Origin of the sequence: Pacificimonas aurantium (assembly GCF_020092905.1) — a bacterium.
Classification (GTDB): Bacteria; Pseudomonadota; Alphaproteobacteria; order Sphingomonadales; family Sphingomonadaceae; genus Pacificimonas; species Pacificimonas aurantium.
The window spans coordinates 1,121,233-1,142,793 of sequence record NZ_JAGSGB010000001.1 but is presented as its reverse complement, the minus strand read 5'-3'; the positions used below and the strand labels follow the sequence as shown (position 1 = coordinate 1,142,793).

General features: G+C 65.4%; 21 protein-coding genes. 7 read left to right on the top strand and 14 right to left on the bottom strand.

What is annotated here, in order from left to right:
- Positions 1–62 precede the first annotated feature (62 nt).
- The 5 genes from atpA to KCN53_RS05520 form a co-directional block, all read right to left on the bottom strand.
- Positions 63–1,592: a F0F1 ATP synthase subunit alpha gene (atpA, locus tag KCN53_RS05540; RefSeq protein ID WP_088711068.1), complete on the bottom strand. Its 1,530-nt coding sequence runs from the start codon at positions 1,590–1,592 to the stop codon at positions 63–65.
- The gene (locus tag KCN53_RS05535; RefSeq protein WP_397333618.1) at positions 1,592–2,134 is read right to left on the bottom strand and encodes a F0F1 ATP synthase subunit delta; all 543 of its coding nucleotides are present in this window, start codon (positions 2,132–2,134) and stop codon (positions 1,592–1,594) included. Before KCN53_RS05535 ends, atpA begins: the two co-directional genes overlap by 1 nt.
- A gap of 203 nt (positions 2,135–2,337) precedes the next feature.
- The gene (msrA, locus tag KCN53_RS05530) at positions 2,338–2,940 is read right to left on the bottom strand and encodes a peptide-methionine (S)-S-oxide reductase MsrA (protein ID WP_088711070.1); all 603 of its coding nucleotides are present in this window, start codon (positions 2,938–2,940) and stop codon (positions 2,338–2,340) included.
- A gap of 10 nt (positions 2,941–2,950) precedes the next feature.
- The gene (gene msrB, locus KCN53_RS05525; RefSeq protein WP_088713281.1) at positions 2,951–3,451 is read right to left on the bottom strand and encodes a peptide-methionine (R)-S-oxide reductase MsrB; all 501 of its coding nucleotides are present in this window, start codon (positions 3,449–3,451) and stop codon (positions 2,951–2,953) included.
- Positions 3,452–3,588: 137 nt separating this feature from the next.
- Positions 3,589–3,936 (bottom strand): GntR family transcriptional regulator, encoded by a 348-nt coding sequence (locus KCN53_RS05520; RefSeq protein ID WP_088711071.1) that lies wholly within the window; start codon positions 3,934–3,936, stop codon positions 3,589–3,591.
- Between the two features lie 99 nt (positions 3,937–4,035).
- Here KCN53_RS05520 and KCN53_RS05515 point away from each other — a divergent pair, with 99 nt between their 5' ends.
- Both KCN53_RS05515 and KCN53_RS05510 read left to right on the top strand, forming a co-directional pair.
- Positions 4,036–5,667: a cation:proton antiporter gene (locus tag KCN53_RS05515; RefSeq protein ID WP_088711072.1), complete on the top strand. Its 1,632-nt coding sequence runs from the start codon at positions 4,036–4,038 to the stop codon at positions 5,665–5,667.
- 23 nt (positions 5,668–5,690) lie between these two features.
- Positions 5,691–6,278, top strand: a complete 588-nt coding sequence (locus tag KCN53_RS05510; protein ID WP_088711073.1) for a hypothetical protein — start codon at positions 5,691–5,693, stop codon at positions 6,276–6,278.
- A 25-nt stretch (positions 6,279–6,303) separates the two neighbouring features.
- Here KCN53_RS05510 and mutS read toward each other — a convergent pair whose 3' ends face one another.
- Positions 6,304–8,925: a DNA mismatch repair protein MutS gene (gene mutS, locus KCN53_RS05505; protein WP_224199380.1), complete on the bottom strand. Its 2,622-nt coding sequence runs from the start codon at positions 8,923–8,925 to the stop codon at positions 6,304–6,306.
- Between the two features lie 105 nt (positions 8,926–9,030).
- Between mutS and KCN53_RS05500 the strand changes: the two genes are divergently transcribed.
- The 3 genes from KCN53_RS05500 (at position 9,031) to KCN53_RS05490 (ending at position 12,778) form a co-directional block, all read left to right on the top strand.
- The gene (locus tag KCN53_RS05500) at positions 9,031–9,594 is read left to right on the top strand and encodes an ATP-dependent Clp protease proteolytic subunit (RefSeq protein WP_088711075.1); all 564 of its coding nucleotides are present in this window, start codon (positions 9,031–9,033) and stop codon (positions 9,592–9,594) included.
- A 125-nt stretch (positions 9,595–9,719) separates the two neighbouring features.
- Complete coding sequence (locus tag KCN53_RS05495) at positions 9,720–11,996, top strand: NADP-dependent malic enzyme (RefSeq protein ID WP_088711076.1); 2,277 nt, start codon at positions 9,720–9,722, stop codon at positions 11,994–11,996.
- An 11-nt stretch (positions 11,997–12,007) separates the two neighbouring features.
- Positions 12,008–12,778 carry an alpha/beta hydrolase gene (locus KCN53_RS05490; protein ID WP_088711077.1) on the top strand — a complete coding sequence of 257 codons (771 nt, stop codon included), beginning with the start codon at positions 12,008–12,010 and terminating at the stop codon, positions 12,776–12,778.
- 41 nt (positions 12,779–12,819) lie between these two features.
- Here KCN53_RS05490 and rpoN read toward each other — a convergent pair whose 3' ends face one another.
- The 6 genes from rpoN to KCN53_RS05460 form a co-directional block, all read right to left on the bottom strand.
- Positions 12,820–14,337, bottom strand: a complete 1,518-nt coding sequence (rpoN, locus tag KCN53_RS05485; protein ID WP_088711078.1) for an RNA polymerase factor sigma-54 — start codon at positions 14,335–14,337, stop codon at positions 12,820–12,822.
- Between the two features lie 18 nt (positions 14,338–14,355).
- The gene (lptB, locus tag KCN53_RS05480) at positions 14,356–15,147 is read right to left on the bottom strand and encodes an LPS export ABC transporter ATP-binding protein (protein WP_088711079.1); all 792 of its coding nucleotides are present in this window, start codon (positions 15,145–15,147) and stop codon (positions 14,356–14,358) included.
- A gap of 187 nt (positions 15,148–15,334) precedes the next feature.
- Positions 15,335–16,375, bottom strand: a complete 1,041-nt coding sequence (locus tag KCN53_RS05475) for a cupin-like domain-containing protein (protein WP_172406140.1) — start codon at positions 16,373–16,375, stop codon at positions 15,335–15,337.
- Positions 16,375–17,004: a prolyl hydroxylase family protein gene (locus KCN53_RS05470; RefSeq protein ID WP_088711081.1), complete on the bottom strand. Its 630-nt coding sequence runs from the start codon at positions 17,002–17,004 to the stop codon at positions 16,375–16,377. Before KCN53_RS05470 ends, KCN53_RS05475 begins: the two co-directional genes overlap by 1 nt.
- The gene (locus tag KCN53_RS05465) at positions 17,001–17,780 is read right to left on the bottom strand and encodes a prepilin peptidase (RefSeq protein WP_088711082.1); all 780 of its coding nucleotides are present in this window, start codon (positions 17,778–17,780) and stop codon (positions 17,001–17,003) included. Before KCN53_RS05465 ends, KCN53_RS05470 begins: the two co-directional genes overlap by 4 nt.
- Positions 17,781–18,785, bottom strand: coding sequence for an SDR family NAD(P)-dependent oxidoreductase (locus KCN53_RS05460; RefSeq protein ID WP_088711083.1), 1,005 nt, complete (start codon positions 18,783–18,785; stop codon positions 17,781–17,783).
- A 154-nt stretch (positions 18,786–18,939) separates the two neighbouring features.
- Here KCN53_RS05460 and KCN53_RS05455 point away from each other — a divergent pair, with 154 nt between their 5' ends.
- A complete protein-coding gene (locus KCN53_RS05455) occupies positions 18,940–19,149 on the top strand; it encodes a DUF2061 domain-containing protein (protein WP_088711084.1) in 210 nt (69 codons plus the stop codon).
- 36 nt (positions 19,150–19,185) lie between these two features.
- Here KCN53_RS05455 and KCN53_RS05450 read toward each other — a convergent pair whose 3' ends face one another.
- Together KCN53_RS05450 and KCN53_RS05445 are read right to left on the bottom strand one after the other, a co-directional pair.
- Entirely contained in the window at positions 19,186–20,172 is a 987-nt protein-coding gene (locus KCN53_RS05450) for a mechanosensitive ion channel family protein (RefSeq protein ID WP_088711085.1), read from the bottom strand.
- A 53-nt stretch (positions 20,173–20,225) separates the two neighbouring features.
- Positions 20,226–20,711: a (2Fe-2S)-binding protein gene (locus tag KCN53_RS05445; protein WP_088711086.1), complete on the bottom strand. Its 486-nt coding sequence runs from the start codon at positions 20,709–20,711 to the stop codon at positions 20,226–20,228.
- A gap of 32 nt (positions 20,712–20,743) precedes the next feature.
- On the opposite strand from KCN53_RS05445, the gene KCN53_RS05440 reads away from it, so the two are divergent.
- Positions 20,744–21,556, top strand: coding sequence for a crotonase/enoyl-CoA hydratase family protein (locus KCN53_RS05440; protein ID WP_088711087.1), 813 nt, complete (start codon positions 20,744–20,746; stop codon positions 21,554–21,556).
- The last annotated feature ends 5 nt before the right edge of the window (positions 21,557–21,561 follow it).

Below are 21,561 nucleotides of genomic sequence, written 5' to 3'. Positions count from 1 at the left end.
CGGAACCCGATTTCACGTTCCTCCACCCGGCCTGCCACTGACGCGGCAGCGGGCGGCAGGCCCTATGCGAAGGTGCGCACAAACTCCTTGAGGATCGAGTGCAGCTTGTCGGCCACATCATCCTCCAGCTTGCCGCTGGTGCGGATCGAGTCGAGCACCTCCTTGTGGTTCGCGCGCATGTCCGTGAGGAACGCGCTTTCGAACCGGGTCACATCGTCGACGGCGACGCTGTCGAGATAGCCCTGCGTACCGGCGAAGATCGACACGACCTGCTCCTCGACCGGCATCGGCGAGAATTGCGGCTGCTTCAGCAGCTCGGTCAGGCGCTGACCGCGGTTCAGCAGCTTCTGCGTCGACGGATCGAGATCCGACCCGAACTGCGCGAAGGACGCCATCTCGCGATACTGGGCGAGGTCGAGCTTCATCGAGCCGGCGACCTTCTTCATCGCCTTCGTCTGGGCGGCGCCGCCGACACGGCTGACCGACAGACCTACGTTAATCGCAGGGCGGATGCCCTGATAGAAGAGGTCGGTTTCGAGGAAGATCTGGCCGTCGGTGATCGAGATGACGTTTGTCGGAATGTAGGCCGACACGTCGCCCGCCTGCGTCTCGATGATCGGCAGGGCGGTCATCGACCCGGCGCCCATGCTGTCGTTCATCTTCGCGGCGCGCTCGAGAAGGCGCGAGTGCAGGTAGAAGACGTCGCCCGGATAGGCTTCGCGGCCCGGCGGGCGGCGCAGCAGCAGCGACATCTGGCGGTACGCCACGGCCTGCTTCGAAAGATCGTCATAGACGATCAGCGAGTGCATGCCGTTGTCGCGGAAATATTCCGCCATGGCACAGCCGGTGTAGGGCGCAAGATACTGAAGCGGCGCCGGCTCGGAGGCCGTCGCGGCGACGACGATGGAATATTCCATCGCGCCATTCTCTTCCAGCGCGCGGACGAGCTGCGCGACGGTGGAGCGCTTCTGGCCGACCGCGACATAGACGCAGTACAGCTTCTTCGATTCGTCGTCGCCGGCGTTCACGCCCTTCTGATTGATGATGGCGTCGAGCGCGACGGCGGACTTGCCGGTCTGGCGGTCGCCGATGATCAGCTCGCGCTGGCCGCGGCCGATCGGCACGAGCGCGTCGACGGCCTTCAGGCCGGTCTGCATCGGCTCATGCACGGATTTACGCGGGATGATGCCCGGGGCCTTTACCTCGACGAGGCGGCGTTCGGCGCCCTCGATCGGACCCTTCCCGTCGATCGGGTTGCCGAGGCCGTCGACCACGCGGCCAAGCAGGCCCTTGCCCACGGGCACGTCGACGATCTCGCCGGTCCGCTTGACCTGATCGCCTTCCTTGATGCCGGCGTCGGAGCCGAAGATCACGATACCGACATTGTCGGCCTCGAGGTTGAGCGCCATGCCTTTGATGCCGCCGGGGAATTCGACCATTTCGCCGGCCTGCACCTGGTCGAGGCCGTAGACGCGGGCGATACCGTCACCGACGGACAGCACTTCGCCGACCTCGGAGACCTGGGCCTCCGTGCCGAAATCGGCAATTTGCTGCTTGATGACGTCGGAAATTTCAGACGGGCGGATGTCCATTAGCTCATGCCTTTCATCGCGCGACCGATATTGTCGAGCTTGGTCTTGAGGGAGGAGTCTACGAGGCGGCTGCCGACCTTGACGATCAGCCCGCCGAGAATCTTGGGATCGACGTTCGCATCGAGAGCGACGTCCTGATGATAGCGCGCGCGCAGCATGGTCTTCAGCGCGCCCTTCTGGTCCTCGCTGAGTTCATGCGCGGACGTAACCTCCGCCGTGATCTCTCCGCGCGCGGCAGCGGCCAGGCGCTGATAGGCGCGGACGATCTCCGGCAGCGCGGCAAGGCGCCGGTTCTTCGCGAGAACGCCAAGGAACTTCTTCGTCAGCGGATCGAGCTTCATGCGGTCGGCAAGCGCGTCCATGCCGGCGCGCTGCTGCTCGCGGTCGAGAAGCGGAGAGGAGATCAGCGTCCGGAAGTCCGCGGAATCGGCCAGCGCCGCTTTCAGCGTCGCCAGACTGTCCTCAACGGAAGTCTCGGCCTTTTCCTCTTTCGCGAGGTCGAAGAGCGCCATGGCATAACGGCCGCCAAGACCGTGTACCATCCTGCCCATGTTCGAAGTGGTCGTTGTGTCCACGCCTGTCCCGTGTGGCTGGAAGTGGGGTTCGTATCGAATCGCCGTAGCGCACAGAAAATAGGGCGCCGTTCCCTAAGGACCTGGCACCCTCCGCTCCAGCAGGGCCTGCGGGTAGCACCGCCCCCGCCGAATCGCAAGCGTCGAGAAAGCGAGGAAATTCGCCTCTCGGCTTATTCCCCCCAGACTTCCTGCAACCGGGCGTCGCGGCCGCATCCCGTGCGGTAGAATTTGTACCTGAGCGGATTCTTGTCGGAATAATCCTGATGATATTCCTCTGCCCGGTAGAAGGTCGGCGCCTCGACGATTTTCACGGCTACCTCGCGCCCGAAGCGGGCTTCGACCCGCTCGAGCGACTGCCGGGCCAGCGCCCGCTCCTCCGCATTGGCCGGAAAGATGGCCGCGCGGTAGCTTTCGCCCTTGTCGCAGAACTGACCGGCGGGATCGAAGGGGTCGACATTCTTCCAGAAGATATCGAGCAGCTCGCCATAGCCGACCACGTCCGGATCGTAGCTGACGCGCACGGCCTCATAATGGCCCGTGCCGCCTGCGGAGACCTGTTCGTAAGTGGGATTTTCCGTCGTGCCGCCGGCATAGCCCGACACGGCCTCCGAAACGCCCTCGACTTTCTCGAAGTCCGCCTCCGCGCACCAGAAACAGCCCATGGCGAAATAGGCGCGATCTTCCGACTCGGCGGGCGCACCGCCGCTCTCCTGCGCGTAAGAGGAACAGGAGGACGCAAGGACGGCGGCGGCGACGAAAGCAGCTAAGCGCATGACGGGCCCCCTAAGCCGGCTTCGGAACATGTTTGAAGTCGAGCGCGGCGCCGTTGATGCAGTGACGCTTGCCCGTCGGCTCGGGTCCGTCGTCGAAGACGTGACCCAAATGTCCGCCGCAGCGGCCGCAATGAACCTCGGTACGGGTCATGAAGAGCGACTTGTCCTCGGCATAGCCCACCGAACCTTCGACCGCCTCATAGAAGCTCGGCCAGCCCGTCCCCGATTCGAACTTGGTGGCCGAGGTATAGACGCGGTTGGAACAGCCCGCGCAGCGATAGACGCCGCGGCGCTTTTCCTCGTTCAGCGGACTGGTAAAGGCGCGCTCGGTACCCGCCTCGCGCAGGATGCGGAATTCCTGCGGGGTCAGACGCTCACGCCACTGCGCCGTATCGAGGTCGACTTCGAAGGGTCCCGCTGCGTGCGGATTCGCGGCGACGCGCGCGCCGAACATGCCGGCGAGGGTCAGCGCTCCGGCGCCGGTCAGTATTTGTCGTCGATCGAAACTCATCGTCTCTCCTTTGCCGAACATATGGGGTTCGTTCGGAAGATTCGGAGAGTTACTGCGAGCGACTGCGACCGAGCGTCGCGCGGTGCGGCGCCAGAATCGATGCGCTCCCACCCCTGAGGCGCCCCGAGGGGCCGGCGCTACGCCGTCTCGGCGTCCACCAGATCCGCAAGCGAAATGCCGAGGCGGCGGGCATGGGCCCGGACACGCGGCCACTCCTCTGTCAGGAATGCCTGCTTCTCGTCGCTGATCAGGCGGTCACGGGCGCCGGACACGACGAACAGCCCGAGGCCCCGGCGCGCCTCGACGAGGCCGGCCATCTGCAATTCCTGATAGGCCTTCGACACGGTCAGGGGATTCACATTCTCCTGTCCGGCCAGCATGCGCACCGATGGAAGCGCATCGCCCACGCCGAAATCCTCGTCGATAATCGCCGCCGCGATACGGTCGCGAATCTGAAGGTAAATGGGTCGGTCTGTCTGCTTCATGACTGTCTTAAATTACTAGCACAGCAACTCACGTCAAGCCGCGGATATGGCGGCAGGGCAGAAGCTGACCTAGATTAGCCTTCTCATGAAAGGTGGACGATGGCGGATATTCATAGCGCGGTAGAGACGATCCAGCCCGCCGTGGTCCTTCTGGGCCTCGGCGTCGGCGCCGCCCTCCTCTCCTACGCGCTGCGCCTGAACCCGATTGTCGGCTATATCGCGCTCGGTGCGGCAATCTCGGCACTCGGCTTCTCGGGAGACTTCGAGGGCCCGGTCGTGGCGGCGCTCGCCGAAGCCGGAGTGATGTTCCTGCTGTTCAACCTGGGTCTTCACTTCTCTCTCGCGAAAATCCGCGAGGAGGCCGGAAATATATTCGGGTTCGGCGCCCTGCAGATGTTGGTGGCCGGAGGCGGCTTCACGGCCCTGGGCTTCCTGTTCGGCCTGGAGCCCGCCGCCGCCGTGCTCGGCGGCTTCGCGCTGGGCCTGAGTTCGACCGCGGTCGTCATCGGTCTGATCCGCGAGCGCGACCAGGAGGACTGCCCCGTCGGACGCGCGGCCCAGTCCATCCTGATCTTCCAGGATATCGCCGCCATCCTGCTTCTCGTCGCTGCGGGAGCGCTGGGCGGCGACGGAAGCCTGGGGTCCGCGCTGCTACTGGCCGGCGCCAAGGCCCTCGCGGCCTTCGCCGCCGCGGTCCTGTTCGCGCGCTTCCTGACCGAGCCGCTGTTTCGTTTGGTCTCGCGGACCACGGCAGGCGAGGTCTATACGGCGACCGCGCTGTTCCTGGCGCTCGCAGCAGGCTGGGCCACCGGCGCGGCTGGCCTGTCGCTGACACTCGGTGCCTTTCTGGGCGGCGTCGCTGTCGCCGAATCGCGCTACAAGGTCCTCATCCAGACAGAAATCGAGGCGTTCCGCGGCCTGTTCCTCGGCTTCTTCTTCATGACCGTCGGCATCGGCCTCGACATCTCGGCGCTCGTGTCGAGCTGGGCCCTCGTCCTCCTTGTCGCCGCGCTTCTGATTTTCCTGAAATGCGCCTTCAACATCGTCGCCGCGCGCCTGAACGGCTGGTCGGTTCCAGGATCGGTCCAACTCGGCTTCCTGCTCGGCCAGGGGTCGGAGTTCGCGCTTGTCCTGTTCGCCATTCCGGCGGTCTCCGGCTTGCTCGGCGCAGACGCCGTGGCGATTTTCGTCGCCGCCATCGCTCTAAGCCTGGCCCTGACCCCGCCCGTATCCAATCTGGGGCGCCGCATCGCCGGAAAGCTGCGCAGCGGACCGCCCGACCGGAAGGTCGGAACCGCGCGCGCGCCGGTCGTCATCGTCGGACTGGCCGATCACGGGCGCGCCGTCGCCGACGGCCTGCGCGAAGCAGGGGTCGAGTATCTGGCGGTCGAATTCGACCGCGAGCGGTTCGAGCGCGCTGTCGCAGACGGCTATGAGGTGTACTATGCCTCGACTGCGAATCCGAAGAGCTGGGACGTCCTGTCGATGGCACAGCGCGAGGCGATCATCCTGACCACGCCGCGCACCGACCGCATCCACGAATTGTCTCCACTGGTGCAGCAGTGGCTGCCGAACCTGGCGCGTTATGTCCCCGTCAGCGGCAACGACAATGCCGATCTGGACGGCACAGGGGTGCGGCCGGTCGATGTCAGCGGCGCGCGGGGCTATGCGCCGCTACTCGACGCCGTGCTTGCCGAACTGAACCGGCGCGGCGAAAACGCGGCCGCCTGACCACCACCAGCGGACTTCTCACCATGCGCCCTCTCCTCCCCGCGATCTTTCCTGCCCTCGCCATTGGCGCCCCGGCCGCCGCGCAGGTCGATAGCCAGCAACTTCTCGACTGCGCCGTTATCGTTGAGGCCGAACAGCGCCTGGCGTGCTTCGACCGGCTCGCCGCAGGGATCAGCGACAATGCGCAGCGCATGATTTCCGAGCGCCGCGCCGAGGAGCAGCGTCTTGCGGCCGAAGCGCGCGCCGAAGCCGCAGAGCGCGCCCGGATAGCTGCGGAAGAGGCGCGGCGGCAGGAGCTAGAGCGTCGTGAGGCGGAGGCCGCCGAACGCGAACTCTCCGCGGTCCAAGCCTTCGGCCGCGAACAGGTCGAACCGGGAACGGGACGGCCGGGCCAGGCGCTCGACAGCATCGAGTCCACTGTCTTGGAGGCCCGCAAACAGGGCCGGGAAACCTGGCTCGTGCTGCTGCAGAACGGGCATGTCTGGACCTTCGACCAGGTGCGCCCGCTGTCGATCGATGCCGGAGAAACCGCGACGGTAGAACGCGCCCTAGGTGGGTCCTACCGCATGACGATCGGTCGCCGGTCCTTCCGGGTGAAGCGCGTCCGCTAGCGGGACCGCCGCTCCGCCCTCGCCGTTACGTTTCCGCTGCGAGCCGTTTCAGTTCGTAGATGAGGTCGAGCGCGGCGCGCGGGCTGAGATCATCCGCAGCGACGGCATCCAGCCGCTCCCGCAGCGCATCGGGAGCATCGGCAACGGGCGGCGCACTCGCCGAAAATAGCGGCAGGTCGGCGAGACCCGCCGCGATGCCGCCCGTTTCGGCGCGGCGTTCCTCGAGCCGGTCCAGAACTTCCCCTGCGCGCGATACCGTATGCGCCGGCAGGCCGGCCAGCCTGGCGACGGCAAGGCCGTAACTCTTGTCGGCCGCGCCCCTGATGACTTCGTGCAGAAAGACGAGATCGCCCTTCCACTCGCGCACGCGCACTGTGGCGAGTTCGAGCCGTTTCAGCCGCTCTGCCAGACCCGTCAGCTCGTGGTAGTGGCTTGCGAACAGGCAGCGCGATTCCAGCTCGTCATGAACCGCCTCCAGCACGGCCCACGCAATGGCCAGCCCGTCATATGTGGACGTCCCGCGCCCGACTTCGTCGAGGATGATGAGCGAGCGGTTCGTCGCCTGTCTCAGGATCGCTGCCGTCTCGACCATCTCGACCATGAAGGTCGAGCGCCCCTCCGCCAGGTTGTCCGAGGCACCGACGCGGCTGAACAGCCGGTCCACGATGCCGATTTCGGCCCGTGCCGCCGGCACGAAGCAGCCTGCCTGCGCAAGGATCGCGAGAAGCGCGTTCTGGCGCAGAAAGGTCGACTTGCCGGCCATATTGGGACCGGTCACGAGCCAGACATGCTGTGCGCGTGTAAGGTCGCAGTCATTGGCAACGAAACTGCCGCCGTCCATCGCCGATTCGACGACCGGGTGCCGTCCGCCCTCAATAACGAACCGGTCGCTGTCATCGACCACCGGGCGCGTCCAGCCGCGCGTGGCGGCCAGCCCCGCGTGAGACGCGGCGACATCGAGCCGGGCAAGCGCCGCGGCCGTGTTCTCGATCACCGGACCATGGTCGATAACGGCCGCGCGCAGGCGCTGGAAATGCTCGGCCTCCATCGCCAGGGCGCGCGACTGCGCCTGCGTGATGCGCATTGCGAGGCCGGCTAGTTCCTCGGAATTGAACCGCACCGCGCTTGCCAGCGTCTGCCGGTGCGCAAAACCGCTGTCCGACGTCATCAGCGCATCCGCGTGGTTGGCGCCAACCTCGATGAAGTAGCCGAGCACATTGTTATGCTTGATGCGCAGCGCCTTGACGCCGGTCGCCTCCCTGTACCGGGCCTCGAGCGCGGCGATATGCTGGCGCGCGTCGCGGGCAAGGCTGCGATGTTCGTCGAGCGCGGCGTCATACCCCTCGGCGATAAACCCGCCCTCATTGGCGGAAATGCCAGGCTCGGGAACGAGCGCGTCGGAGAGTGCCGCGAGAAGCTCGCCATTGGGTCCGATCAATTCGAGAAGCTCGGCGAGAATGGGCGGAGGGCCGAGCAGCTTTGCCGCGGCGAGGCGCGCCTTTATCTCCTCCGCCGCGCCGAGACCGTCACGCAGAAGGCCAAGGTCGCGGGGACTCCCGCGTCCGGCCGAGAGGCGGCCGAGCGCCCGTTCGAGGTCGGGCACGCCCTTCAGCATCTCGCGCAGCCGGTCGCGAACGGACGGTCCCGCTTCAAAGGCGGCGACGAGATCGAGCCGCCTGGCAATCTCGCGCGCATCGGTCAGCGGGGCCGAGATATCCTCCGATAGCAGCCGCGCGCCGGCCGCCGTTTTCGTCTCGTCGAGACAGGCAAGCAGGGAGCCGCGCCGTTCGCCCTTCTGCGTGCGCGCGATTTCCAGGCTGTCGCGCGTGGCCGCGTCGATCGCCATGTGCGCACCGGGCAGTTCCCGCTCGGGCGCTCCAAGCCGCACGCCCGCCTCGAACTGGGTGGCATCGACATAGGAAAGGAGCGCCCCCGCCGCCGCGATCTCCGCGCGCGTGAAGTCACCGAGGGCATCCAGGGACCCAAGCCGAAAACGGTCCTTCAGCGCCGCTTCGCCGCGCGCACTGTCGAAATGGGCGCGCGGCAGGGGCGTGAGCGACCAGCGTTCCGGCCCCTCGCGGTCCTCGGCAATGAGGAGTTCCGCCGGCGCCAGCCGCGCAAGCTGGGCGGGCACTTCCTCGGCGGCAAGGGGCATTGTCCGAAACGCGCCCGTCGACATGTCGGTCCAGGCGAGCGCCGTTGCGCCGCCCGCTTCGGCAAGCGCCGCGAGGTAATTGCTGCGCCGCGCGTCGAGCAGCGCTTCCTCCGTCAGCGTGCCGGGCGTCACCACGCGCACGATCTCGCGCCGGACGACGGACTTCGATCCCCGCTTCTTTGCCTCCGCCGGGTCTTCGGTCTGGTCGGCTATGGCGACGCGGAAGCCCTTGGCGATCAGCCGCGCGAGATAACTCTCGGCCGAATGTACCGGCACGCCGCACATCGGAATGTCCTCGCCGGCATGCTGGCCGCGCTTCGTCAGCGCGATGTCGAGCGCCTCCGCCGCGCGCACGGCATCGCCAAAAAACAGCTCAAAGAAATCGCCCATGCGAAAGAACAGCAGCGCATCTTCCCCCGCCTCGTCCTTCAGCGAGAGATATTGCGCCATCATGGGGGAGGGGGCGGCGGGCGCCGCCGACCGAGCAGCCATTCCCCGCCCTTAAAGCTGCGCGCATCCCGCGTCACCCGTCAGCGCGCGCGGAACCTTTATAACGCCCGGACCTTTGCCGCTGCGAACCCGAGAAAGCCCGAGACGATGTCGAAGACCCAGCAATATCCCCTGCTCGCCAATCCGAACCTGCGTCTGCACGGTCCGGTGAACCACGCCATGTACGACCAGTTTCGCGGCGGTCTGGAATGCGCGCCGGAGGAGGGCGCGATCGTCATTGCCCTGACGACGCTTGGCGGCGATCCCGAACTTGCCCGCACCATGGGCGACGACGTGCGGTTGCTGCGCGAACAGACCGGACGCGAAATCCTGTTCCTGGGCAAGCAGGCGGTTTATTCCGCCGGAGCGACGTTCATGAGCTACTTCCCGCGCGAACACCGCTTCCTGACGCAGGGAACGCGGCTGATGATCCACGAACGGCAGATGAGCCAGACGATCAATCTCAATGGCCCGCTGCGCTCCTGCGTCGCCACGCTGAAGGCGAAGCTGCACGAGATCGAGCATTCCATCCTTATCGAGGAAGAGGGCTTTCGCGGCATTGCCGAACAGTCCGACGTCGACTTCGAGACCATCCGCGAAAAAGCGCCCGAAAACTGGTATATCGAGGCCGAGGAAGCGCGCAAACTCGGCCTGATCCTCGACGTGATCTAGCGGCCCGCGCGCGACCTGCCCTTGCTGCGCCGCAGCACGAGAAAACCCCGTTCCGCGCCTTGCGGCCAGCCCATCCTTCCTTAGAAGCGGCGGGCATGATCATCACGCAGAACGGACTTCGGTAAGTGGCGGACAAGAAGAACTCGTCGCGCGGCTCGTCGGTACAATTTTCCGACGAGGAGGCCCTGCGCTTCCACTCGCAGAACCGGCCGGGAAAGATCGAGGTCGTCGCCTCGAAACCCATGGCGACGCAGCGCGACCTCAGCCTCGCCTATTCTCCGGGCGTTGCGGTGCCGGTGAAGGCGATCGCCGACGATCCGGTGACGGCCTACGACTATACCGCCAAGGGAAATCTGGTCGCGGTGATCTCGAACGGCACCGCCATCCTCGGCCTCGGCAATTTGGGCGCGCTGGCCTCGAAGCCGGTGATGGAGGGCAAGGCGGTCCTCTTCAAGCGCTTTGCCGATGTCGATTCGATCGACATCGAACTCGACACCGAGGATGTCGAGGCGTTCATTTCCGCCGTGAAGCTGATGGAGCCGAGCTTCGGCGGCATCAACCTGGAAGACATCGCCAGCCCGGACTGTTTCGAGATCGAATCGCGCCTTCGCGACGAGATGAACATTCCGGTCTTCCATGACGACCAGCACGGCACCGCGATCATCTCGGCGGCCGGCCTGTTCAATGCCTGCGAGCTGACCGGCCGCAAGCTCGAGGACATCAAGATGGTCGTGAACGGCGCTGGCGCCGCCGCCATCGCCTGTACCGAGCTATTCATCGCCTCCGGCGTCCGGCGCGAGAATGTGCGCATGTGCGACCGCACCGGCGTTATCCACAAGGGGCGCGACGACCTCAATCAGTGGAAATCGGCCTATGCCGTCGAGACCGACGAGCGCAGCCTCCACGACGCCATGAACGGAGCCGATGTGTTCATCGGCCTGTCGGTCGCCGATGCGGTGTCGCAGGACGATGTGAAGGTGATGGCGGACCAGCCGATCATCTTCGCCATGGCCAACCCGGTGCCCGAGATCCTGCCGGAAAAGGTCGCGGAGGTGCGCGACGACGCCATCATGGCGACCGGCCGGTCGGACTATCCGAACCAGGTCAACAACGTTCTCGGCTTTCCCTATATCTTCCGCGGCGCCCTCGACGTGCGCGCCACGACGATCAACGAGGAAATGAAGATCGCCGCGGCGCAGGCGCTGGCGGACCTCGCCAAGGAGGCCGTGCCCGACGAAGTCGCCGCCGCCTACGGCACCCAGCTTTCCTTCGGGCCCGACTATATCATCCCGGCCCCCTTCGACCCGCGCCTGATCGAGGCGGTCCCCTTCGCGGTCGCGAAGGCGGCGATGAAGTCGGGCGTCGCGCGTCGTCCCATCATCGACGAGGAGGCCTACCGCACCGAGCTGCGGGCGCGTCTCAATCCCACGACCGCCGTGCTGGAACAGGCCTTCAACCGCGCCCGTGCCAATCCGAAGCGCATCATCCTGGCGGAAGGCGAGGAGGAGGTCGTGCTGCGCGCCGCGCTCACGATCAAGGGCCAGGGCTACGGCATCCCCGTGCTTGTCGGGCGCGACCACAAGGTGAAGGAAAACCTGAAGGCTCTGGGGGCGGACCCGGACAGCTTCGAAATCCAGAACAGCCGCGAGAACCCGCTCGTTCCCGGCATGACGGAGCATCTCTACCGCCGGCTGCAGCGCAAGGGCGCGCTCCACCGCGACGTACAGCGCTGGGTCAACCAGGACCGCAACATCTTCGCCTCGCTGCTGGTCGAACTGGGGCATGGCGACGTGCTCGTCACCGGCGTGACGCGCCACTTCGGCCAGACGATGGAGCAGATCTCCTATGTCATCGATCCGAGCCCGCGGCACACGCCGTTCGGCATCCACGTCGTCGTGGGCCGGCACGACAGCTACCTGATCGCCGACACCGCGGTCACGGAGCGGCCGTCCGCCGAGCAGCTTGCCGACTATGCCGAGCAGTGCGCTGCCTTCACCCGCCGCATGGGCCGCAGCCCGCGCGTCGCCTTCATCAGCTACTCCAATTTCGGCAATCCCGAGGGCGAGAATCTGGAAATGACGCGCCAGGCGGTGAAGCTGCTCGACGAGCGCCGCGTGACCTTCGAATATGAAGGCGAGATGTCGGCCGACGTGGCGCTCAACCGCGACATGCAGAAGCTCTATCCCTTCTCCCGCCTGACCGGGCCGGCGAACGTCTTCATCATGCCGGGCCTGCAAAGCGCGAACATCTCTGCGAAGCTGCTGAAGGAACTGGGCGCGGTCCGAACGATCGGTCCGCTGCTGATGGGCATGTCGAAGCCGGTCCAGATCGTGCCGATGACGTCGGGAACCAACGACATTGTCACCATGGCCGTGCTTGCCGCCAGCGGCGTCGCCGACTAGGGCTGTAAACCATGGCGAAAGCGCCGCTCTTCTTCATCCACGGCATGTGGTCCACGCCCAAAGTGTGGGACTGGCTGCGCGAGCGCTACGAGAGCCGCGGTCACCCTGTCTACGCCCCCGCCCTGCCCTTCCACGATGCGAAGGCAGGCGACGTACCCGATCCGCTGCTCGCGACGACGGGGATCCGTGACTATGTCGATGCGCTGCTGGCCGCTGGCCGGGACGTCGGCGAGTCGCCCATCATCGTCGGTCATTCGATGGGGGGCATGCTCGCGCAGAAGCTAGCGGAACAGCAGGGCGCCCGCGGACTTGCGCTGCTGTCGCCGGCCCCGACCGCGCAGACGAGCAGTCTCGCCATCAGTTCGCTGCGGACGCTTCTCGGTGTCACCACCGGGCGCAGCTGGTGGCGTTCCCCGACGCTGATCGACGAAATGCGGGCGCGCTGGGGCATTTTCAACAATGTACCCGAGGAGGATATCCGCGAGGCGCTGTCCGAACTGGTGTGGGATTCCGGCCGCGTCCTGTTCCAGATTTCCATGCCCTTTGCCGACCGTGAGCGGTCTACGGACGTCGACTATAGCCGCCTCGACATGCCCGCGCTGGTCCTGGTGGGCGACGAGGATCGCATCACGCCCGTCGCCACGGCCCGCCGGACCGCACGAAAGCTGACGGGCGACGTGGATTATGTCGAGCTGGAGGGGGTAGGACACTGGGTCTTCCACGACCCCGTCAGGGAGCGGGTTGCCCGCGAACTCGACAAGCTGATCGACAGGACTGGCTAGAGCGCCTCTCCCCGCCCGCAGCCGAACGAACCTGGGCCGGCTTACGCGTTGACGGCGCTGTCGAGCTTGTAGCTGCGCCGCCGCTGGACCGAGCTGCCGATCCCCATCGCCTCGCGATATTTCGCAACCGTGCGCCGCGCGATATCGAAGCCCTCCCCCTTCAGGATCGTAACCAGCTTGTCGTCGGACAGGACCTTCTTCGGCGATTCCGCCGCGATCAGCGCGCCGATCCGGCTCTTCACGGCTTCGGCAGAAACATCCTCGCCCTCCGATGTCTGGATGGCGCTGGTGAAGAAATATTTCAGCTCGAACAGGCCGCGCTCGCAGGACAGATACTTGTTCGACGTCACGCGGCTGACCGTCGATTCGTGCATCTCGATCTCTTCTGCGACGGCGCGCAGGGTCAGCGGCTTCAGCGCACTGATGCCGCGGCGGAAGAAGCCGTCCTGCTGCTTCACCAGTTCGCTCGTCACGCGCACGATAGTACGCTGGCGCTGGTCGAGCGCGTTCATCAGCCAGTTCGCCGACTGCAGGCAATCGGACAGGAACGCCTTCGTCTCCTTCGACTGCTTTCCCTGAGCCGACAGGGAGGCGGCATATTCCCTGTTCACCAGCAGGCGCGGCAGCGTGGCCTGGTTGAGTTCGATCGCCCAGCCGCCTTCGTCGTCAGGCCGCACGAAAATGTCCGGCACCACGGGCGAGATGTCGCCCTGCCCGCCAAAGGCGTAACCCGGTTTCGGATCGTAGCGACGCAGCTCCGACAGCATGTCCGACATATCTTCGGCATCCACGCGGCAGAGACGCTGCAACGCCTGCAAGTCGCCGCGCGCGACGAGATCGAGCCGATCGATCAGCGTGGCCATAGCCGGGTCGTAGCGGTCCGCCTCGCGCGCCTGGATGGCAATACATTCGGACAGGGTCCGTGCGCCGACGCCGGTCGGCTCGAACGTCTGCACCTTTGCCAGTACGTCCTCGACGAACTCGGGCGGCGCGCCAAGCCGTTCGGCGATCTCGCCGCAGTCTCCGGTAAAATAGCCAGCCTCGTCGATCAGATCGACGATGGTATGCGCGACGACCTGCTGGTCATGGGACAGGACGCCGGCCTGCTCCTCCAGCACGTCGCGAAGCGAACGCGGGGCGCTGCCGATCGCGCCCGGGTCGACGCCCTCTTCGCCGCCGATGCCGGTCCCGTTTAGCGAAAGCTGCTCGGCAGCTGCCGGGGTCTCGCCGATTCCGTCGGTCGGACCGTCATGGTGAAAGGTTTCCGCGCCGTAATCGACATCGAGCGGCGCGTCGCTCTCCCCCGCGCCCGACCCGATCAGGTCGTCCGCGCCCGCCGGTTCGCCCCCATCTGCACCGTCCGTGCGGCCATCCATACCGGCTTCCTGGGGTTCCGCGGCCTGTTCGGGCATGTCGAGCAGAGGGTTCTTCTCGACCTCTGCCTGAACAACCGCTTCCAATTCCACATTGGACAGCGCGAGCAGCTTGATCGCCTGCTGCAACTGGGGTGTCATCACCAGTTGCTGCGATTGCTTTAGATCGAGACGCGGCCCCAGCATCGGATCAGTCGCCCCGCATCAAGCCTGGAAGCCTTCGCCCAGATAGACCCGGCGTACTTCCTCATTGGCGACCAGCGCCTCGGGCGTCCCCTCGAAGAGGACACGGCCATCGTAGATGATGCAGGCCCGGTCGACGATATCGAGCGTCTCGCGCACATTGTGATCGGTGATGAGGACGCCGATGTCGCGGTCCTTCAGATGCCAGACCAGGTCGCGGATATCGCCGATGGAGATCGGGTCGATGCCCGCGAAGGGTTCGTCGAGCAGCATGATGGAGGGATCCGCAGCCAGCGCCCGCGCGATTTCGCAGCGACGCCGTTCGCCGCCCGACAGCGCCATCGCCGGCGACGAGCGCAGGCGCGTGATGGAAAATTCCTCCAGCAGCTCTTCCAGCCGGTCGCGGCGGGCGGTCTTGTTCGGTTCGCTGATCTCCAGGACCGCCATGATGTTCTGCTCGACCGTCATGCCGCGAAAGATGGAGGTTTCCTGCGGCAGGTAGCCCAGGCCGAGCGCCGCGCGGCGGTACATGGGCAGCTTCGTGATGTCGACGCCGTCGAGAAGGATGCGCCCGCGGTCCGGCTCCACCAGCCCCATGATCGAATAGAAGCAGGTCGTCTTGCCCGCGCCATTGGGACCAAGCAGGCCGATCACCTCGCCGCGCCGCACTCCCAGCGAGACGTCGCGCAGCACGATCTTCTTGTCGTAGCTCTTGCCGATCGAAATAACCGCGAGCCCGCCGGCGCCGTCGGGCGCGCTTTCGCTTTCCGCGGCAATCCGTTCCGCTTCGCTGATGGTGTCCACTTCGGCCATGAACAGGGGGCATAACAGGCCGGGCGTTAACGATAAATGGCCAGAGCGCGATTCTGGCCCGGAAATTGCAGAATATTTTCTGCTGTGGCGTTCCTATCGCAGAGGCGACGCAATTCTACGCGCGCGTAAGTGGACGTGCGGGTAGAGGCGAGTGGGTAGAGGCGGGGTGGGTAGACTGGGCAACCGCTCAGAGCGGCGAATTGGCGTCATATTTCGAATAGAAGTCGTTATCGCGCGCAAAATTGGTGAACGACATGCCGATGGTGGTCGAAAGTCCCTCCACATGATGCCACCAGCCGATGGGAATGAAGAGCATGTCGCCGGGACCGATATCCACCTTCCACGGCTGCGGCCGGCCCGGAATGGAAAGGCCGTCGGCGAAGTCTTCTCCAGTCCATTCCGAATAGCAGTGCATGTAGTTCTTCATGCCCGGCGTATCCCAGCTGGGCACCATGATGACGCGCTTCCGTCCGTCTATCTGGACAAGGAGATTGTTCGTCAGGTCATGGTGGAAGGGGGTGATCGTACCCTGCGGTCCCATCCAGAAGAAGCCGTCGCGTTCCTCCTGCCGGGCAAGGAAGCCGGGAAGTTCTCCCACATCTTCCCATAGCGGCGCCAGCGACTGCTTGTTCACGGGGCTGTTGTTCGCGGTGACGTAAAAGTCGTTGGTCGGCCCGCCGGAGCGCAAGCGCTCGATCACCTGCGGCAACGGCTGGGTCTCGCGAAATTCCTCGGTTCGCGGCTCGTAATCCGGTGCCGATTCGCGGTTATTCTGGATACTTATGGGCACGTCGCCCAGCCGTTCCTCGAGATAGTCGAGCGACCAGCGGGACATGGCGGGCCAATTGTCGATCATCCCTTCGAGAACAACGGGCAGGTTAGCAGCATAATAGTCGCGGAAGAACGCCTCCGGAGAAAGGTCCCGTAAGCGCGGAATAGTCCGGTCCTGCATACGCAGCGCGGCTAGCTGGCCGACATTTCTCAGCAGCCAGTCGCGCTTCCTGACGCGGGCGCGCAATCGTTCGGCGCCGGCAAGATAGGGATGTTTCCGCGCGGCCTCGATCTCCGCCTCGACCTTGCGCTCGGGCAGTCCCCGCGCCTGCAGCCGCCGCGCGATGCGAACCGGCTCTTCACTTAGCATCAACGCTTCGGCGATTTCGGTTCTGACGCTTGCCGGCAGAGCCGACGCGGCAGGGTCAACTGCGGGTTTTCTCTTTCTCTTGGCCATCAGGCGCTCCGCGGCCAGGGCCGCTCGGTGAACCATTTGGTGATGACGTATTTCGTGCCCGCCCGCACCTTCATCCCATGGTGGAGCGTGGAGAAATTGGGGCTGCCATCCGGCTTCAGATTGTTCCAGGCCAGAAGCGCGCCGCGTTCGGGCACAACCGTCTTCTTGATGGCCTTGAACCGGGTGGCGCCGCCCGCTTCCGGCGCGTTCAGATAGACCATCGCGGTCCAGGTGCGTTGCCCAGCCGTCTGGTTACGCTTCTGCAGGTCGGCCCCGCCGGGTTCGAAATAGTCCGTGTGGTTCTTGAACTCCTGCCCCACCTCGTAGCGCTGCCCCTGAAGGGGCTCGCTGAAGCCCTCGGGAATGCCGAGAAGATCGTGCAGCTTCCTGTCGACCTCGGCGATGAAAGCGTCGCCGGACCCGAAATAGCAGGTCTCGCTGGTGCGGTAGGTCGGATCGCCATTGTCGTCGGACTGCGTCGAGGGCTGGCGGTTGGCATCGATCATCTGCATCAGCCGTTCGCACTCGTCCGCATCCAGGAACCCGCGCAGCCTGAACAGTTCGAGCTTGGGCGTGGGCGTGCGCTGCATGCCCGGAACGGCGCGCAGGATCTCGGACGTCTGATTCATGGGACCTCTACGGTGAACGGCAGGGGCAGCTGGGAAAGACTCGCGACGGCCCAGTATAACGCCGCCCCCAGCGCGAGAAACGTCCCAAATGGCAGACGCGTGTCGGAGGTGATCTGCCGCCCGCCCGCCATCGCGCCGAACACGAAGGCGAGCCCCCCGAGCGAGGCGAAGCTGACGACCGGTGCCAGCGCGCCGGCCCCGAGCCAGGCACCGATGGCGGCGAACAGCTTCGGGTCGCCGCGCCCGAGTCCCCGCCGCCCGCGCAGCCGCTCATAGCCAATGGCGACAAGAGCCAGTGCCGCCCACCCCGCCGCCGCGCCGCACAGCGCAAAGAGAAAGCTCTGTCGGTCGCCCGCTGCCGCATGGTAGGCGAGGCCGAAGGCGAGGAGCGTCAGGGTCAGGCGGCGCGGCAGCCAGAGCGCGCGCCAGTCGAGAAGCGCCAGTGCCAGCAGCATCCAGCCGAAGAGGGCCCAAAAAAGCTCAAGCGGGCGGTCTGCGACCGCGAAGACGGCCGCGCCGACAATCGCCGCCAGCAACTCGACCACAGGAAGGTGGGCTGGGATGGGCGCACCGCAATGCCGACATTTCCCCCTCAGCACGGCATAGCTGGCGAGCGGCACCAGGTCGGCAGGCGTAAGCGTCCGCGCGCACGCCTCGCAGCGCGATCGGCCACTGACGACCTGTTCCCCGCGCGGCCAGCGCTCCCCGATCACGCCGATGAAACTGCCCGCGACCAGCCCCGCCAGTGCACCCGCCAGGGCCAGCGCAAGCGACATTCAGGCGGGACCGAGCACGGACTTCGCCGCCGGGCCGAAGGGGGAGTTTTCCAGCATGGCAAGCTGCGTCCGCCTGCTGACCTCGTTGATCCGGAGCTGCGGTTTGGTGCCGGGATGGACGGGGCGCCGCAGCGGCCGCTCTCCCGCCGGCATGGCGATCAGTTCGGCGATGGCACGCGGCACATCCATCGGATCGGTCGAGCCGCCGCCCGAGCTGCGCAGGGCATTGTCGATCAGCTCGGGATATCCTGCCTTTCGCTCCTCGCCGATCCTATCGAGCAACGCGCGGGTATAGCGGTCGCCATTTTCCCAGATTTCCGTCGGATAACCGCCAGGCTGAACGATAGCGACGTCGACGCCGTGCGGCGCCAGTTCATAGGCCATCTGTTCCGACAGCCCTTCGACCGCGAACTTGGTCGCCGAATAGAGACCGATATTGGGGTAGATGACCCGCCCAAGCTGGGAGGAGCTGTTGACGATCAGCCCGCGCCCCGCCGCGCGCATGGCCGGCAGCGCCGCCCGCGCCGTGCGCAGATAGCCGTCGACATTGGTGCCGAAGATTTGCGCGGCGGCTACCTCGTCCTGCAGTTCGACAGGGCCGCTGATACCGATGCCGGCATTGTTCACGAGCACGTCGAGCGCGCCGCCTGCAATGCGCTCGCCCTCCGCAATGCCTTCGCGTACGGAGGACTCGTCAAGAACGTCGAGCGGGACAAGGTGAAGGTCGAGTCCGTCCGCCTCCGCGGCCTGGCGCAGGGCATCCGCTTCGGGCCGCGGCATGTCGCGCATGGTGGCGATCACGCGTGCGCCGAGGCGGGCATAGTGAAGCGCGCCGAGATGACCGAAGCCCGAGGAGGTGCCCGTAACGAGAATCGAACGGCCCGAAAGGTCGGGGTCTCCCGCACCCTCCTGCGCCGCGGCGCGGTCCGCGACAGCCCCAGTCGCCGCTGCCGCGCCCGCCAGAGCGGTACCGGCGAGCAATTCCCTTCTGTTCAGGTCAGACATGGACTGGCTCCTCCCTCTCCATCTTTCTACGCCCGAGAGGGTGCCGCCCCCCGGCGCAAAGCTCTATTCGATAAAATCGATCATTGAACGCTTATTTATTCATTGGCGCTAGTTGCGATCAATTCTCATTTAGGGTCCCGAAAGGAATCCTGCCGTGGATCGTAATCTCGCCAAGACACTCAGCTACCTCTCGCTGCACCTCATCATCGGGTTCAGCGTCGCCTATCTGATGACCGGCTCGCTTGCCGTGGCAGGGGGCATCGCGCTCGTCGAGCCGCTGGCGAACGCCGTCGCCTTCTATTTCCATGAGCGCTTCTGGGAGGGGCGCCGCGCGGCGTCATTCTCGCTGGTCCATGCCCATTGAGCAACGCGTCGCGGCGAATACCGCAAGCCCGAAAGACTAGCCTTCGTCCTTCGGTCCCTGCTGCAACAGCGGCAGCGGCTCCTTGAAGGTGAGCGTGCGGTAGGGGAAGGGAATTTCCACACCGGCATCGTCCAGCGCGCGCTTGATACGGCGGATCACCTCGTCGCGGCTCTTATGCATGTCGATCGGCTTCGACCCCGACCACCAGCGCACCGTATAATCGATGGAGCTGGCGCCGAAGGCGGCGGCGAACACCTGCACGGGCTTTTCGCTGTCGACCAGCTCGCATCCCTCGACCGTCTTCTGGATCAGGTCGCGGGCCATGTCGGCGTCGGTATCGTAGCTGACGCCGGCAGTGATCTCGTGCCTGCGCATCGTCGCATCGGTGATGATCTCGACCGGGTTCTTGAACAGGTGGCTGTTTGGGACGACGGTGATTTCGTTGGACAGGCGGCGCAGATAGGTTTCGCGCAGGGTGATGTTGGTGACCTCGCCCTCGACGCCTTCGCAGATGATATAGTCGCCGATGCGCATTTTCTCGCGCAGCATCAGGAGGACACCGGCGAGGAAGTTCTCGAAGACGTCCTGGAACGCGAAACCGATGGCGACTGACCCGATGCCCAGGGCCGCAATCAGGCTGCCGAGCGTCATGGAGGGAAAGACGATCGTCATGACGAGGAGCAGGCCGACGATCCATACGCCGACCTTCGCCAGCGTCTCGGTCAGGTCGACGAGGCTGCGCCGTTCACCCGCCTTCTGAGCGGCCTTTCCGGCCAGACTGCTAACGCCGCGCGCCAGGATAGCCACGATGACGAGAACGATTGCGGCAATCGCCAGAAGTGGAAGCGCGGCGACGAGCCCGCGCAGCATTCCCTCCAGCGTATCGACGAGCGTTCCGACGATGGAGACATCGCCGCCCACGGCTTCGACGACATTTTCTCCGCCTTGCGGTGCTGCCGCAGCGTTCTCCGCTGCCCCGGTGTTCTCGGCTGCGGCAGCGGGCTCAGGAGCCTGGTTCTGCATTCTTGTCCCCGTTCATTTAACCTATGAAATGGGCCGAGACGCAGCGTGGTTCCTCAGCCTTCGCCGTTGGCAGGCGCTTTCCCGCCGGAATCGGCGGTCGAAGCAGCGCGCAGAACCGCTTTCTTGATCCGGGGATAGGTTCCGCAGCGGCACAGATTGGTGATGCCGGTACGAATATCCTCCGGGCTGGGATTGGGGGTGTCCTTCAGAAAGGCCGCGGCCGCCATGATCATGCCCGACTGGCAATAGCCGCACTGCGGCACCTGTTCGGCGATCCAGGCCCGCTGAACGGGGTGCGAGCTATCCTCCGACAACCCCTCTATGGTGGTGACGTAAGTGCCCTCGATGTCGCCGATCCGGACCTGGCAGGACCGGCGCGCTTCGCCGTCGATATGAACCGTACACGCACCGCAAAGGCCCGCCCCGCATCCATATTTGGTGCCGGTCAGGTTGCTGGCGTCGCGTAGCGCCCACAGAAGCGGGGTTTCCGGCGCAAGTTGATATTCGACAGGGTTGCCGTTGACGGTGAAGCGGGTCATCGAGACCGCAAACTAGGACCGGGAGCGCACAAATGGAACTCGAAACGCTGACACTCACGACCTCCGAGGGGGTCGCCCATGTCCAACTGACCCGCGGCGAGCAGCTCAACACCATGACGCCGCAATTCTGGGAAGACATGATCTCCGCCTTCGAGGCGATCGAGAAGGATGGTTCCGTGCGCGCGGTCGTCCTGTCTTCGACGGGACGGCACTTCACCGCAGGTCTCGACCTCAACAGCGCGACGCTCTCGCAGGGCGAAGACCAAGACGAGGCGCGCCGAGCCTATAGCTTCACGCGGCACCTGAAACGCCTGCAGCAGGCCTTCAATGTCATCGAATCGTGCCGCGTGCCCGTCATCGCGGCGGTTCACGGCGCATGTATCGGCGGCGGCGTCGACATGGTCTGCGCATGCGACATTCGCCTGGCGAGCGACAATGCCTATTTCACGATCCAGGAAATCAACATCGGTATCGTCGCCGACGTGGGCACGATCCAGCGCATCCCCTATCTGCTGCCCGAGGGCATCGTCCGCGAACTGACTTATACGGGCCGCAAATTCCCGGCCGAGGAGGCGAGGAGCTTCGGCTTCGTCAACCGCGTCACCGGCACCCACGAAGAAACGGTCGACGCCGCCTTTGCCATGGCACAGGAGATCGCCAGCAAGTCTCCCGTAGCCGTCATGGGGTGCAAAACTCTCCTTAACCGCGGTCGCGGCATGACCGTGGAGCAGGGCCTCGACTATGTCGGCGTCTGGAACGCCGCGTTCATCCATGGGGATGACATGAAGGAGGCTGTGTCCGCGCAGATGCAGAAGCGCCCGCCGAAATTCGCCGACATTTCTTGATCATG